Annotated in this window: 11 protein-coding genes; 1 reads left to right on the top strand and 10 read right to left on the bottom strand. The window is 55.7% G+C overall.

What is annotated here, in order from left to right:
- Window positions 1-92 precede the first annotated feature (92 nt).
- From QTO31_RS10730 to QTO31_RS10700, 7 genes are all read right to left on the bottom strand, one after another.
- On the bottom strand, window positions 93-530 hold the full coding sequence (locus QTO31_RS10730; protein WP_031460781.1) for a CBS domain-containing protein: 438 nt from the start codon (window positions 528-530) through the stop codon (window positions 93-95).
- A gap of 567 nt (window positions 531-1097) precedes the next feature.
- Window positions 1098-2219, bottom strand: a complete 1122-nt coding sequence (locus QTO31_RS10725; RefSeq protein ID WP_031460782.1) for a sodium ion-translocating decarboxylase subunit beta — start codon at window positions 2217-2219, stop codon at window positions 1098-1100.
- Between the two features lie 15 nt (window positions 2220-2234).
- Window positions 2235-2684 carry a biotin/lipoyl-containing protein gene (locus QTO31_RS10720; RefSeq protein WP_031460783.1) on the bottom strand — a complete coding sequence of 150 codons (450 nt, stop codon included), beginning with the start codon at window positions 2682-2684 and terminating at the stop codon, window positions 2235-2237.
- Window positions 2685-2690: 6 nt separating this feature from the next.
- Window positions 2691-3044, bottom strand: coding sequence for an OadG family protein (locus QTO31_RS10715; protein WP_031460784.1), 354 nt, complete (start codon window positions 3042-3044; stop codon window positions 2691-2693).
- 17 nt (window positions 3045-3061) lie between these two features.
- The gene (locus QTO31_RS10710) at window positions 3062-4606 is read right to left on the bottom strand and encodes an acyl-CoA carboxylase subunit beta (RefSeq protein ID WP_301429079.1); all 1545 of its coding nucleotides are present in this window, start codon (window positions 4604-4606) and stop codon (window positions 3062-3064) included.
- Window positions 4607-4855: 249 nt separating this feature from the next.
- Window positions 4856-5602, bottom strand: coding sequence for a CPBP family intramembrane glutamic endopeptidase (locus tag QTO31_RS10705; RefSeq protein ID WP_031460786.1), 747 nt, complete (start codon window positions 5600-5602; stop codon window positions 4856-4858).
- On the bottom strand, window positions 5596-6654 hold the full coding sequence (locus QTO31_RS10700; protein WP_301429078.1) for a histone deacetylase family protein: 1059 nt from the start codon (window positions 6652-6654) through the stop codon (window positions 5596-5598). The genes QTO31_RS10705 and QTO31_RS10700 overlap by 7 nt, the downstream gene beginning before the upstream one ends.
- Before the next feature lie 493 nt (window positions 6655-7147).
- Between QTO31_RS10700 and QTO31_RS10695 the strand changes: the two genes are divergently transcribed.
- Window positions 7148-8194 carry a GHMP kinase gene (locus QTO31_RS10695; protein ID WP_301429077.1) on the top strand — a complete coding sequence of 349 codons (1047 nt, stop codon included), beginning with the start codon at window positions 7148-7150 and terminating at the stop codon, window positions 8192-8194.
- A 185-nt stretch (window positions 8195-8379) separates the two neighbouring features.
- On the opposite strand, the gene QTO31_RS10690 is transcribed toward QTO31_RS10695, so the two are convergent.
- The 3 genes from QTO31_RS10690 to QTO31_RS10680 form a co-directional block, all read right to left on the bottom strand.
- Entirely contained in the window at window positions 8380-11649 is a 3270-nt protein-coding gene (locus tag QTO31_RS10690) for a BTAD domain-containing putative transcriptional regulator (protein ID WP_301429076.1), read from the bottom strand.
- 1111 nt (window positions 11650-12760) lie between these two features.
- Window positions 12761-13882, bottom strand: a complete 1122-nt coding sequence (locus QTO31_RS10685) for an NAD(P)/FAD-dependent oxidoreductase (RefSeq protein ID WP_301429075.1) — start codon at window positions 13880-13882, stop codon at window positions 12761-12763.
- A gap of 597 nt (window positions 13883-14479) precedes the next feature.
- Window positions 14480-15103 carry a TetR/AcrR family transcriptional regulator gene (locus QTO31_RS10680; protein WP_031461308.1) on the bottom strand — a complete coding sequence of 208 codons (624 nt, stop codon included), beginning with the start codon at window positions 15101-15103 and terminating at the stop codon, window positions 14480-14482.
- Window positions 15104-15173 lie beyond the last annotated feature (70 nt).

Raw genomic sequence — 15173 nt, 5'->3', positions numbered from 1 at the left:
GCGTGTTCAACGTAGCTGTTATAGCGTGGGTGCGGGCCAGCAAGCCTGCGGCCCACACACAGCTCAGGTATAGCGCTGAGCACGACGCAACTTTATTCCGTCTCTTCTGCGGCCCATGTACTGGCTACTAGACGAAAAATATCCGACTCGGTGATGATACCCACAAGTCGGTCTTGTTCGAGCACCGGTAATCCACTCACACGAGCCCGAATCATCATCGCTGCCGCTTTGCCAATCGAGTCATTCGCGGCGACCGTAATGGGGTTAGGCGTCATCAGTTCAGCAACTGTCTGCCCGGCTAGGCTAAAGCGGGCAATGCGTCGCTCTTCTTCACTGCGCGGGTGATTCATGACCTGCTCTATGTCGCTACGGGTGATGATCCCAACTAGCTTACCATCTTTATCGACAACCGGCATCCGTCGGATTCCGCGTGCCCGCATCCGCTCGTATGCTGCCAGAACTGAAAAGTCTGGTGTGACGGTCACAGGATTTTCGGTCATCCATTCGGCAACGCGCTCGGTCTTCGGCATATCTCGCTCCTCAGTCTCTGGTCTTGCGGTGATACCTCTCATAGTATAGCAGTCTGGGTAGCAAAAGGCAGAAAAGAAACCACTACCACCGACAAAGATTTGTGGTCCTCACGTGCGACAGTTAGCAGAAAGAGTGGAACAAGAAAAGCTTTTGGAGGGGGCAAAGTTCTTCCCTTACCTGGCAGTGACGAGGTGAGGGCGGTGGGAGGACAGAGAAGAGTGAACGAGCTGGATGGTTTTCCCAACCTGTCTGTAGCGCATGCGGAGGCGCGCAGCTTCCCGTTCCGACGGTGCTCTGCCCGACCTCCGGTTAGGGGCTTCCTTCCCACTCCCTTTCGCTTGCGGGGGGACACAAGCGGAAGTGGAGAGGATAAAATGCTGATGCACCAAACGACGGTTTTCGGCTATGTACTGTAAGATGCGGGCCAGAGGCCCGCGCTCCCAGGGTTCTGCTTCGCCTTACCCAGGGTGCAAGTGATCCGCCACGACAGGTCGGTCGGGGCCAGCGGCCGCTCCCAGGGTTCCGTTTCGCTTTACCCAGGGTGCAAGGTAATGCCCATTTCTGCATTAGCTCCCTGCTCCCATCAATGCCAGTACCACCCCACCAGCCACCACGCTGGCAATCTGCCCGGCAGCGTTGGCGCCCATGGCGTGCATCAGGAGAAAGTTCTCGAAGTCCTCTTCATTAACGAGCTTTTGTACCACTCGTGCAGCCATCGGAAAAGCGCTGATTCCGGCTGCACCGATGACTGGGTTAAAACGACCGCGACTGATCAAGTTCAGGAATTTCCCAAACAGCAGACCGGCTGCGGTGTCAAGAGCAAAGGCCAGAATGCCCAACGCCAGAATCGCTAGCGTGGCCGGTTGCAAAAACCGTGTTCCCTCCATCGTTGAACCAATTGCCAGGCCGAGGAATAGCGTGACAATATTGGCCAGCTCACGCGATGAGGTGTTCGTCAGTCGTTCAACGACCCCCGATTCGCGCATCAAGTTGCCTAACATCAGCATGCCGATCAGTGGGATGGAAAACGGTACCAGGATACCCACCACAATGGTGATAACGATCGGAAACAGGATGCGGGTACGACGGCCAACCGGACGGGTAACATACTCCATCCGTATCCGTCGTTCGGCCGGAGTAGTCAACAGACGGATAATGGGTGGCATAATCACTGGTACCAGTGACATATAGCTGTAAGCGGCTACTGTAATCGGGCCAAGAAGCTGCGGGGCGAGCAGACTGGAGACGTAGATCGAGGTTGGGCCATCAATAGCACCGATGATACCGATAGAAGCGGCTTCTGGTCGGCTGAAGCCTAGCGCCAGAGCGAGTAGCAGGGTGCCGAAGATTCCAAATTGGCCGGCGGCGCCCAGTAAGACCATGCGCGGATTAGAAAGAAGGGGACTGAAGTCGGTAAGGGCGCCGATCCCGATGAAGATCAAGAGTGGGAAAAGTTCGTTGCCGACGCCAGCGTTGTAGAGCACAGTCAGCATACCGTCTTCATCGAGGAGTGGCGAAAGCGGCAGATTAGCCAGCAGAGCACCGGCGCCGATTGGAATTAGTAACAATGGTTCATAATTGTGGACAATTGCCAGGTAGAAGAGGAAAGCAGCGATCCCGATCATGACTAGCGACTGCCATGTGAGAGCAGCGAAACCGGCAAAGAGATTGGTGATAAATTCACTCATGGTCTTTTCCGTTGGTTATTCAATCTGGGCCAGCGGTTCACCATACCCAACGCTCTGCCCGGTTTTGACCAGAATTGCGGTAATCGTGCCGTCACGTGGGGCGCCGATGCTGTTGTTCATCTTCATCGCTTCCAGTACGATCACCGGCTGACCACGCTTAACTTTCATACCAGGCGTAGCTACAATTTGCAGGATCGTTCCCGGCATTGGCGCTCTGATAAACTGATCTCCTGTCGCCGTCGCCGGTGGCATAGGTGTCGCCGGTACAGTGACCGGGCCGGCAGGAGCTGTCTGGATAACGGCGGACAACGGCGGGCGAGGAAGAATCTCGCTCACTTCCCCACTTTCTGTAACCTGTACCTCAAATTCGCGACCATCGAGTTGGACAGCAAAACGTTCACTACTTAACTCGCTAACGAGAACGGTATAAGTTTTGCCATTGATTGTTAATTGATAGCGACGCATACTGCTCTATCTCCTGCGCTGCCAGCTCTGATTCTGACGAGTGCGTCCGGCAGCAACCCAACGACTGGCGAAAAGGAGGCTGCCTGGCCAGTAGCTGCGTATTGTTGGCGCGGCTTCACGGCGCAAGCTAGCGGTGTACAAACGCACGGCTACGGCAATTGCGGCTATCTCTTCGGGTGCAAGCTGATTAGTAGCCGCAGCAGGTTGTGTCTCATCTAACGTGTGAGTAGCGGATGCGGTCGTTTCGGGACGGTCAACACGGCCGATCAGGACTAATACCCCCCACACCACTATCAGGACACTGAATACGCTTCCCATCCCTAACACGGTCATTGTCAACCCAAAACCGATGTCGTTCATTGCACCTCTCCATAACGCTACGATGGGTACAATCCGTGCTTACATGGTGGATTCTGTTGCACCTTGGTACGCAGAATTTCGAGTGCCCGAATCAGGCGTGGCCTTGTTTCGGCTGGTTCGATCACTTCGTCAATCTGACCGAGATCGGCAGCGTGGTACGGATTAAAGTATCGTCGTCGGTAATCGGCAACAAACTCTTCCATCAGTCGGACCGGATCGGTAGCGGTGCGTAATTCCTCGCGACGTAAAATGCGGACAGCACCCTCAGCACCCATAACGGCAATCTGGGCTGAGGGCCAGGCAAAGTTGAGGTCGCAGCGTAGTTGTTTACTAGACATTGCAACATACGCACCGCCAATTGCCTTTCGCACGACAACTGAAATCTTTGGTACCGTTGCCTCACTGTAGGCGTAAATGATTTTTGCGCCGTGGCGAATCACCCCGCCATACTCCTGTTCGATACCAGGGAGAAATCCCGGTGTATCGACAAAGGTGATCAGCGGGATGTTAAAGGCATCGCAGATACGAACAAAGCGGGCGATTTTATCGCTGGCATCAATGTCGAGCGCACCAGCCATTATCGCCGGCTGATTAGCAACAACACCGACAGCATAGCCGTCGAGGCGGGCAAAACCGACGACCGCATTTTGCGCAAACAGCGGCTGGATTTCGAGAAAACTATCGTAGTCGAAGATCAGGTTGATCAGGGTGTGAACATCGTAACCTTGCCGTTCATCTGCAGGTACAAGCGTATTTAGCGCCGGTTCAATCCGGTCAGCCCGGTCGTATGGCATTAGCTGTGGTGGATCTTCGCTGTTGTTTTGGGGGAGATAGCTGAGTAAGCGTTTGATTAATTCAATGACCGCTCGATCGTCAGGTGCCGAGAGATGGGCCACGCCGCTGCGGGTACAATGAATTGCTGCCCCACCCAACTCTTGCGTTGATAAGTCTCGACCGGAGACCGCCTTGATCACATCAGGACCGGTTAGAAACATGTATCCGGTTGATTCGGACATAATGATGAAATCAGTTAAGGCTGGCGAATAGACGGCGCCACCAGCGCATGGGCCGAGGATGGCGGAAATTTGGGGAACGACACCCGAAGCCAATACGTTACGCACGAAGACTTCACCGTAGGCGGCCAGCGAGCGTACCCCCTCTTGAATGCGTGCTCCACCTGAGTCGTTGAGACCAATGATAGGGATCCCGCTTTCGATAGCCAGGTCTTGCATCCGACAAATCTTATTAGCCTGTACTGCCGAAAACGATCCACCCATCACCGTAAAATCCTGAGCATACACGGCAACCCGTCGGCCATTAATTTTGCCAAAACCGGTGACCGTACCATCGCCGGGTACACGTTGGTCTTCATCGGCGAGTGGACTGGTCGCCAGGGCGCCAATTTCCTGAAACGAGCCAGGATCGAGGAGTAATACCAGGCGTTCGCGAGCTGTCAATTTACCTCGTGCATGTTGCTGCGCAATGCGTTCGGGTCCACCGCCTTGCAATGCTCGTTTTCGCAAGCGGTAGAGTGTTTCGAGTTGTTCTTCGGGGGTTTCCACAGCCGCACCTCACTTGTTGCTGTTTCGCAGGCAACATCAGTATAGAAGGCGCCTGCACGTGGAAAGGAAAAGAACTCACTACCACGCGCAAAAGTTTGATGACGAACGGTTCGTTGTCTCCAAGACAGAGGTAGGAAGTATGAGCAGGAAGGGATTCCTGAACGGTACAGCCGTATTCAACCTAACCGCGATGGTAAAGCCACGATGAACGGGTGCGTGCCGGGTGCACAGAAGCACAGGTAACGTCTCTTAGCCGGTCATCCCACCTGTTGCTAAGAGGAATGCCATTGCTAGTAGCGCTATAGTATTCTGGAGCATATGAAAGAGAACACCAGGCCAGATCGAACCACTCTGCTCACGGAGATAGCCAAGACAGAGACCGGCGACAAACAGGCCGGGAATGAGGACAGGTATAAAGTGAACGACCGCAAAGACAGCCGCTCCGACCACGATGGTTGTTGCAGCGTTAAACCGTCGGCGAAGCAAGTGGTGGAGAACACCGCGAAAGAAGAGCTCCTCAACAATTGGTACGATACCGCCAATCAGAACCCAGAGTGCGATCAATTCGTTGATCCCAAATGGTTGACCGCCGGAAAGGCTTTCAATTTGGGGGTTTTCCATCTCGCCAACGATCAGTGCGACTCCCGCGTTGGTCAGGATCATTATTCCCATACCAAAAATGAACACTGGCGGTACCAAAGCCAGGTATAACCAGTTTGGCCATTGCAGGCCCAAATCACGCCAACCGGCTCGTGGTCCGATCACAGCCAGAATGGTGCCACCAATAATCAGGTAAAGCAACATACCGGCGAGATAAACCGGTGGACTGACAAACCCGCGTGAGGTGTCCCAATTGCCTACAGTGGTTACGAAGCGCAATGACAGGATCGTTAGCGCACCACCCAGAGCAATGATGACCAAGGCAATGAAAAGATCGCGCCACCCCCATGGTGGTGGTAATGACCGGGGGTACTCGAAGGAGCTATTATCTAACATACTGAAGTTACTCCACGTAAGAATGCGACGACGTTAGTTCCCAGCTCTTGCAGCGCATAACCACCCTCTTGCACAACCAGCGTTGGCAAGCCGAGTTGGGCAATTGCTGCACCGATAGCTTGATAGGCTGCGGTCGTAAGAGCGAAGCTGCCAAGTGGATCGGCGACAAACGTATCGAAGCCGGCAGAAACCACGAGATAGCGTGGCGCGTAATCGGCAATTGCCTGTAACGCCTGGTCAAGCGCTTTGAGATAGCCCGTATCATCAGTACCGGCTGGCAACGGAATATTGAGATTGTAGCCTTCACCCGCGCCAGCACCGCGTTCATCGCTGAAACCGAGATAATACGGATATTCGAATGCTGGGTCAGCATGCAGTGAAACGGTCAGCACATCATTTCGTTCATAGAAAATGCTTTGCGTACCATTACCGTGGTGATAATCAATGTCGAGTATCGCTACTGGTGGTGTTCGCAATGTCCACGTCACCTCGCCAGTAGTATGACTTTGGGCCAATAGGTTGGCGGCCAGAGCGGCATTGTTCAGATAACAATACCCGCCCGCCATAGCACTGGCGGCATGGTGTCCAGGGGGGCGGCAAAGGGCATAGACGTACCGATCACCGGCCAGCAAGGTTGCTGCGCCCGCCAATGCTGCGCCTGCGGATGAGCAAGCAGCGGTAAAAGTACCGGCGATAATAGGGGCACTCAGATCAAACATGTAGCGTCCGGCTGCCGCTCGTGGGCAGTCGCTACGCAGTCGTAGACCGGGCAACGGCCATGCTGAAGGGAAGACCGGTTCGCTTAATCCGGCAGTCTGCCAGCGTTCGCTGGCGTTGGACAGGTATTCCAGATAGTCCGGTGTGTGAACGGCTGCCAGGTCGCTCAGCGTGGCCGCTGGGGCAGGTATCGGTGACGCGAATCCGGCATCGGCCAGCGCCTGTAAAATAATCGCCACGCGCTGCGGTGTCTCGAAGTAGGTAACAACCCGCCCGTCGATTAGCTCGAACGGTGGATTATGTAGGTGATGTTCGGTGCTGAGAAAGATTTTCATACTTCTATTGTACCCGAAATTATGGCTCGTGTGCTGATGTCGGCGTGAGGAGCAGGTTTTTTCCGATGGTTTCACCGTATCTGGCAAAGGAGAGATAGTCAGGAGAGCCGCGTTCCCAACTCGTTCACCGCACATACTGAACCTTGCAGTATCCCGTAGCAATCCACCGATCCCGTTATCGTCAGCATATGGCCATTTGTACTACCATCGAATGGATGAAATTGTTGCTACACGATTTTCACAATATGAAACATGATTTTTCCTGGCAGAACTCTGAAACTCCTCCGCAACCGTGCCTGCGCTTTGTCGCGGCATCGCCTTGCCACCAGCAGATGACCTGTGTGATGCCTGGCAGTGACCGAATATCGTTGTTCATTTGACATAATCACGATCCGACCGGCATTCCTGATCAGAGCAGCACTCTTCTTACATCGCGATGTGCTGTCTTCTGCTATACTGGCGCTACGGCATTCAACGTTGGCCGGAGGAACCAATGAAAATCTATAAAGCTCGTGCACCGATGCGGATCGGTTTTTTCGGCGGTGGGACTGACGTCAGTCCTTACGCTGAAGAGTACGGTGGGAAAGTACTCAACTGTACGATTAATCTCTATGTGCGTTGTATGCTCACCACGAGCAATATACCCGGTATTCTGATCCATTCTCTTGATTTGCAGGAGGTGAGTCGGCAGGTCAGTGAACGTGAATGGGACGGTAAGCTGACTCTCCCTCAAGCAGTTCTCGATGCTCTGCCCCAGTTACGCCCTGCTACTGCCGGTTATAAAATTACGATGTTTAGTGACGCACCACCTGGTTCGGGACTTGGCTCATCGTCGGCGCTGGTGGTGAGTATGTTGAAACTGCTGTATGCCGTTGCCGGTCAGAGCGCCGACCCTCATCAACTGGCCGAGCTGGCATATCGGATCGAACGAGTCGATCTGGGTATTCCTGGCGGGCGGCAAGATCAGTATTCTGCCGTTTTCGGGGGGATGTGTGTGTATCATTTCGGGCGTGATCGGGTGATCGTTGAACCCGTTCTCAGCGATCAGACGGCGCTGCTCGAGCTGGAAAGTTGTCTGATTCTGGGCTACATCGGTGATCGCCAGTTGCTCAGCCGCCACTTGATGACCGATCAGGTACAACGACTGGTCAAGGGAGACACGCTGCGTCTCCATCATGAGACGAAGGCCTTCGTTGATATTGCGGCTCGTTTGCTTCGGGAACAGCGGATCGCTGATTTTGGTCGGCTGCTCCACGATGCATGGGAGGTAAAGAAGGCCTTCTCACCTCATATCGCACCGCCTATTGTTGAAGAGGTGTATGCACTGGCCCGTAAGCATGGGGCATGGGGTGGGAAGATTTCTGGCGCCGGCGGTGGTGGCTTTATGGTATTTGCGTGTCCGTTTGATCGGCGACTGGCGGTAGAACGGGCATTAACAGAGGCCGGGGTTGTTGTGCGACCTTTTTCTTTTGTGAATCACGGCGTGCAGTCGTGGGTGGTTGAAGAACCAGATGAGGTGAGTCACCCGGCGGGGCAATGAACTGACGGATGGATGAGGAAGGCCCGTATCATGGGTAAGAGCGGGTTACACCCCTCTTGCCCCCGTTGGTGCGGGCAGGTTGGAGACGCCGTGAGTGGGTGAATGTCGTTCATCAGCGTATCAAACACGACCCGAAACCCAGAACTGTTGAAAAGGCTTATCGGAATGGTGACGGGTGTAATTGCTTACGTACCCACTGCCAGCTCACCGTGACGTAACCGTTCGGCGAGTGCAATCGTCTCCGGCGACGGTTCAACATCGAGTTCACGCGCCAGTGTTTCACTACAGCGTTGAAAGACCCTAAGCGCAGCCGCACGATTGCCTTGCCGGGCGTATGCCATCATCAGGAAACGGTAGGCACGCTCCCAGCAATTATCGTGGGTGAGAATGCGTTCGGCCAGCGCGATCAACTCCTCATCGCGCCCCGCTTCGGCCAGGCACTGCGCTAGGCGATCGGCACTGCGCAGAAAGATGTTTCGTAGCCGCTCTCGCTCGGCATCAGCCCATCCTTCGTAGAGGACATCAGGCAGAAAATCACCGTGGTAAAGCTGTAAAGCCGACTGAAGATACTGTACACCATCGGTTGTCTGGCCCTGATCGAGAAAGCGCAATCCTGTTGCGCATGCTGCACTAAACTCAGCACAGTCAAGCCAGATATCTGCGTTTGGGCGCAAGCGATATGCACTTCCATCGCGGACAATGAACGAAGATGTCGATTCGGTACGGTTCGGTTCTAGGACGCGATAGAGTGTACTCAGCGCCACTTTAAAGTCACGAACAGCGGCTTCCGGGCTGAGTTGTGGCCAGAGAAATTCGGTGAGTTCATCGCGGTGAATCCAGCGCTGTCGGTGAACGATAAGGGCCTGGAACAGTTGACGTGCTTTATCGCGTTGCCATTCGCGAGCTTCGATTTCGTGATCACCGCGCCAGACCCGGAATGCGCCGAGAGTCTGGATGCGCAACTGGTAGCCAGGATGTGTTTCCAACCCACTCAGGCCCACGGTTGCCAGCAGACGTTCAATGTAATCCCGGTGAACGCTATGGGCACGAGCGCTGAGCAAAATCGGTATGACCCGTCGTGGTTCAGGGAGACCGAGGAAAGTAGGGCGGGTAAACAGATAGTCGTAGCCATGAGCTGCGCTTAATTCGAGCGCCTCGGCGATAGCGGCAATGGCAGCGGCATTGTGGCGTTGTTCGTGATACCCCAGCGCTAGCCAGAGGGCGGCAGCCGCTTGGCCAAAGCGATCACTACAGGCGCGCAGATCGGCGCGGGCGGCGAGCAACAGTTCTTGCCCCTGTGCAAATTGACCGGCAAGAACATGACTTACACCACGTTGGAGCTGAATCATTGCCCCCAACCAGAGATCGCCGGCCCAGCGACAAAATGCCTGACCATCGGCTGCTGCTCGCTCGGCAGCAGCTAGATCACCAGCCAGGCCGTAAAGACGGGTCAAGCCCCACAGTGGCTCTACCCGTAGTCGATCAACGCCAATGGCCTGACCTTCGGCCAACGCCTGATGGTAGTAGTCGATAGCCCGTTCGCGCGCAGCAATTCCGGCAGTGGCACTCTTGAGTAACCAGGCATGACCAATGCGGGCATAAGCGACTGATATAATGAAGCGTGAGTTGCGCTCGATACCCACCTGTACACCCTCTTCGGCAAAGGCAAGCGCTTGATCCGCATCACCCTCGAACGCGGCGATCAGCGCCAGCACCAATACTGCTTCGCGATGACCGCGTGGCGCAGGCGTTGCCCCGCGAGCGGTTGCTATCCGCTCCTGGGCATGCCATGCCTGTAGCAACGTGCGTGCGGCGGCCAGTTGACCGGTACGCAACTTCACTCGTGCACTGAGTAGATCAGCCGCCGGGCTGGCAGTGCGTAACTGGCGTGCCTGTTGCTGTAACGCCTCGGCCTCTGCCGGTTGACCCATATTAAGCTTATTCTCGGCCAGTAGCTCAAGAACACGTGCCCGTGCCACCTGATCTTCCAGCCCTTCGCTCACCCGCAAGGCCTCTTGCAAGACACTTTCCGCCTGAACCGGCTGTACCTGATCGATATAGACTTGCGCCTGCCCGTACAGGGCACGTGCCAGCTCAGCGCGATCTCCGTGCTGTCGACTAATCGTTTCGGCCTGTACGTACCAGTTCCGGGCTTCGTCAAAACGTGCTCGAAAGCGGTAGAGATCACCGAGATAGCACAGTAAACGCGGACGTGTTGCAATCAGATCGGCCGGCAGCGCATCGATCCAATCAGCCAGTGTATCGAGCCGCCCATTTCGTAGGGCCTCTTCACCAGCGACCGTAATCGCATCGGCAGCCGCGGTCACATCACCGGCGGCAAACCAGTGATAAATTGCCTCCTCCGCATAACCGGCAGCAGCATAATACGCGGCGGCCCGTCGATGCCGTTCAGCCAGATCGGGATCGTGATGCGTTTGCTGACGTAAGAATTCGTGGAACAGGTGGTGGTACCGGTAATGATTGGCATCTAATTCAACCAGGAATAGATCGCGGTCGCGGATGTGGGCCAGCAGATCGGCACTGTCGGTTGCCTGGCGTACTGCATCACAGGCAGCAGCAGACAAGATACGGAGGGGTGCAGTGGCGCGTAGAAAACTGGCAATCGCCGGCGGCTGGCGGTCGAGCACGTCAGATGCAAGAAAATCGAACAAGGCGGCCAGCGATGCCGGGCCATTGGCGAGCAATTCACGGACACTACGCGCCTGACCACTTCGTAAACCCTGCCAGACCAACTGGAGCGCAATTGGCCAGCCTTCCGTATGATGATTGAGCAGATCAACGTCGGCATCGCTCAGTGTCATTCCGAACACATCGTGGAAGAGAGTCGCAATCTCATCACGGGTAAAAGCCAGCGCCTCGCGGTGCAGTTCAAGCACTTCACCTCGCGCTCGCCAGCGCATCAACTCACTACTTACAACAGGATAGCGGGTCGCGATCAAGAGACTCAGCCACGGTGGTGCATACGCGATCAGCCGCTCGATCAACGCCCGAATATCGGCAGAGCTAGCAACAAAATGAAAATCATCGAGGATCAGTAACGTTGGTTGTTGATCGACACTGGCCAACGCATTGAGCAACCCGTCAATCGTCTGACTCCAGGTGGTGCGGTCGGCTGGATGGGCTTGAAGCGCAGCCAGAGCTGCTAGCTCGCCTTGTGGCAATAGCGGTTTACATGCAGCGATCAGGTAAGTCAGAAATGTTATCGGATCACGATCATTTTCACCAATGGTATACCAGCATACCGTTTCTGTACTTGTTGCCAGTTCGGTGAGCGCAGTGGTTTTCCCGTAGCCAGCCCCGGCCTGCACCAGCGTAACCCGATAGGCAAACGCTTCTCGTAACCGGGCGGTGACTGCCGGACGTACCAGCCGGTAACGGTGTGGCCGCGGCGGTGCGACCTTCGCATGCAACAACACTGTCTCTGCGCGTATCATAACGGTAGCGCCTCTTTGGCAAACGAATGGTAATGAATATTATAGCAGGAGGAAAGAGAATGTAGGAAGGAGGATTGAGAGGGCGTAGGGGGGAAGGTTTTCACACTACCCGGTAGTGATGATGTGAGGAGAGAAAAGATTGTCGGACTCAGGTTGTACCTACCAGATTGGCAGGTGTGCGGGGTTGGAACAATGCCAGGATTGCATGAGGTGTCCTGAAACCATACCGCGTATTAGTGGTCCGCGAATCAGATCACCCCGCTCCCGCAGGCGCGGGAGCGGGGCCAGGGATGAGGGCCCTCCACAGGCGCTTCACTCGTCGCCTGGCCTGCCCGTTTCCGCACCGGTAGGGGTGGGTTCCCTCCTCGCCCGCTGGGTGGCTTGATGAGACGGGCAGGTACGGGTTGTTGGTGTCGGCCCCTCGCCTTCCCCTGTGCCCTGGTTCGCTCCTCTACGGGGAGAGGAAGGGTGGTTTGCGTAGCAATGGCGATTCTGCGCCTGCGCCATACAACAATGCCGATCCCGCGAATTGGATCACCCCTCTATGGGGAGAGGAAGGGTGGTTTGTGTAGCAATGGCGATTCTGCGCCTGCGCCATACAACAATGCCGATCCCGCGAATTGGATCACCCCTCTCCCGCAGCGCGGGAGAGGGGCCGGGGGTGAGGGCCATCCTTACAAGACCGCAGTGGCGTCGGGGTGTACCGACGGCAAATTGCCCCATGCAAGATGCCGACGCGATGCACCGTTATCCAGACCACACCAGTCGCGGAGGCATCTGTCGCTTCCCCTATCCGCTGATAAAGGAGAGGCAGTTCACAAATCGCCCCTACAGGACGATGAACACGGGATGTACCTGATGGCCGTAATGCGAGTTGGCTGCATAGACATTGTCGATGCGCTAGTGGGTCCCCAGGGACACCGTGGCGCCGTGCCCTACCCTGGATGCCGTCGGCGCTAGGCCGGATGTCCATCGTGTGGGAGCCACTGACAGGGTTCATCAGTCGTGGACGTGACAACAAGATATTCGGATAGGAACTTAGCCTCAGAGGACGGTAAGCGGTCCAACTGTCAGCAACGTACCTTGCCCGGCGTTACCTGCTCTACGGTTATTATTCCCGTCCAAGCAAATCGAGCAGCTCTGTATCGCCGCGTACTGCCGCGTGAGCCACGGCCCGTCCACAAAGAGCACCGATCACGTTACCGGTTCCGTTATACGCCCCAATGGCCCAAACCCCGCGCCGCACCTGACGAGCAATCGGCAAGATGCTGTCACTGCGATAGGCCACCTGTGCGGCCCAACGGTACTCGATCGCAGCGCGACTACCGATCCGTTCGCGTAAGATTTGCTCAAGCATCGCCTGCACCGGTTGGGATGGTTCTGGGGCAGCATCCCATTCAGCAGCGGCAAATCGATCACGGCACCCGCCAAGTGCGATCCGTCCATCTGGCAACTGCTGCCAGTAGTCGTAGCCCCAACGGGTATAAACGGGGCGTGGAATGGTGCAGTGGGGATCAGGTGCGGTTGCCAGCATCTGTAGTCGGGCAGTACGCACCGTACCACGTAATTCGGGAAGCAATCGCTCAAGACCGCCATCGACGGCGACGATCACGTAGCGGGCGTGGATGCGTCCGTTAGGGCAATCAACAGTAGTATCAGTAATAGCGAGGGCAGGGGTATGTGTAAAAAGAAGTGCTCCTCCGCGCTGTGCCTGTTCGGCCAGCCAGAAGCAACGGTGGAGTGGCTGAAAAGCACCGTCGGTCGGAATAAGTAACCCTTCACCCTCCGAACCATGGTACGGTTCCACCGGAAGACGGTCGGCACGCATTGCCTGCATTTGTACCCGACAATCGGCTTCTTCTTCCGGTGATGCAGCGATACGCAACGAGCCGACTCGACGCACAATGTTCGGCATCAGCGCCGCCATGTGCTCAATTTCGGCGACGGTCAAGCGGTAGATCATCGCTGCCCGCTCCCGGCCAATCGCGGCGACGGCATCGTGGTAGAAAGCGGCCAGCCCGGCGAGCAAGAAGCCACCGTTTCGCCCGGCAGCGCCACCACCAATCGTTGTTGCGTCGATCCCAACAACGCTGACACCGATCGCAAGCAGTTCGTTGATACAGCTCAGACCCGAACCACCCAGACCGATAACGCACACGTCCGTCGCTATCGTATCGGTGAGCGACGGGAAGGATGGAGGTGGAATATCTGCCCAAACCGGTTGATTTAACATAACTATCTGCTACAACATTCGCTCTGCCAACCAGGGGAAGACAGCGGCTATCAAGCGCCGATCCGAATTACTCATGCATCATATCACGGTGGACGAACCTCGGTGATGGATGCAATCCGATACACGAGGAGGGGCGAGGCAAGGACCCACCCCACCAGGCCCGGAAAAGGGGGGCATGACGATATATGCAAAAGGTCCAGTTCGCACTTCTGCCACCTCCCCCAACCTCCCTCCCCGCCAGTGCGCGGGGATAGGTTCGCGTTCGGTGTTGGGGCGAAAAATTTTTCGCCCCAACGGGAGACGGGGTCGGAGGTGCAGCGGTGCTGCATCAGGCTCTTCTTCAATTCCCTTGAATATTCCCTTGCTGACCAGGGATTGAAGGAATGATTGGCTTGCTGAAGTCAAGTTTCAGTGTTTTACATAACTCAACATTTTTTCAGACACGCTCTAAGAACCGATTTTCTCTGGACTACTGCATCCATGCCTCAGCAATCCAAACGCTCAGGCCAGATGCCCATCGTTACGTGAACTTGATTACTCACCCCGACTTTCTATTGTTGTGAGGATGAGGTGATAGCCCAATCTTACGGTTGCCCATCAGCCAACTTCCGCTTCCGATGGCAACATTTGCAACCCCTGGCGAAAGATTCGTACTACCAGATCGGCAGTTTCAGATGGATTACTGATTGGTGGCAGGTTACGGCCACCGACGAAAGGGAAGCAGAGCAACGATGAAAAAGTACGGATAATGTCAACCGGCTGGAGATCGGCGGCAACCTCGCCATGGGCAATTGCTGCTTCAGCCAGACGCCAGACTCTGGCCTGGGCGTGAAGCAGCTCATCACGCGAGTGAGGATGTTTTTCCAGCAGTTCAGCCACTTCGGGTAGCCAGAGTTGAAAGGCAGCCGCCTGATGACGGATTTGAAATTCAATGCTGGCGTGTAACAGATCGCAAAGCTGCTGTAATGGAGAACGATCGGTTGGTTCGCCGATGGCAGCAGCGGTAAAGAGATCGCGGATCAGTCGCGCAATCATGGCGGCAAGCAGATCTTCGCGCGTGGGAAATTGATTATACAGCGTTGGTTTCGAGATACCAACCCGTGCCGCCAGTTCGTCCATAGCTAGCGCAGCAAATCCGCGCTCGGCAATGAGTTGCTGGGTAGCAGCAAGGATCTCATCACGCAGCATCTGGCGGCGGCGTTCGCGGAGCGTCGTGCTCATAGTCATCTCACATCATCCGACTAAGGCAACTGCTTTAGCCGGCAATATACCATATTTTCGACACGAATGC

The organism is Chloroflexus sp. MS-CIW-1 (genome assembly GCF_030444705.1).
In the GTDB taxonomy this organism is placed as follows: Bacteria; Chloroflexota; Chloroflexia; order Chloroflexales; family Chloroflexaceae; genus Chloroflexus.
Note: the sequence above shows the minus strand (reverse complement) of the source record. Positions and strands in the feature narration are given on the sequence as shown.